The sequence below is a fragment of the Aquabacterium parvum genome (genome assembly GCF_001447195.1).
Lineage (GTDB): Bacteria > Pseudomonadota > Gammaproteobacteria > Burkholderiales > Burkholderiaceae_C > Aquabacterium > Aquabacterium parvum.
In genome coordinates this window covers 1-390 of record NZ_LFRI01000354.1, presented here as the reverse complement: position 1 = coordinate 390, position 390 = coordinate 1, and the positions used below count along the sequence as shown (strand labels likewise).

1 protein-coding gene is annotated in these 390 nt (G+C 52.8%); it reads right to left on the bottom strand.

Annotated features, from left to right (window positions below; translation table 11 throughout):
• Positions 1-369: ATP-binding cassette domain-containing protein (locus tag ABG80_RS21525; RefSeq protein ID WP_152987628.1), on the bottom strand; the 369-nt coding region annotated here is incomplete at its 3' end.
• Positions 370-390: the final 21 nt, after the last annotated feature.

Genomic DNA, 390 nt, shown 5'->3' with positions numbered 1-390 from the left:
GCATATGGATTGATCCTTCGCCGGGAGGGGGAATAGACTGCGTAATGCCGTGTGGTAGCCCATTCGGCCCATCGAAACGTTTTGCAAAGCCGTCAGTCGGCCAATCAATTGATGCTGTTGAAACACCATGCCAGTCTGTCGGCGATGCATGCGCAATGCACGCGAGTTCGCCAAATTTCCTAAGCCGGCGACAATGGTGGTGCCGCGCTGCGACGCATGCAGCGAATTAATACAGCGAAGTAGCGTGGATTTTCCAGCGCCGGAAGATCCGAGCAATACGGTGAACTGTCCCTGATGGAGTTTGAGAGTGGTGGGATACAGTGCAATCGCATCACCATAACTGACTGAGACATTCTGTAGTTCGATCATGACACCTCCGGCAGATTTGAA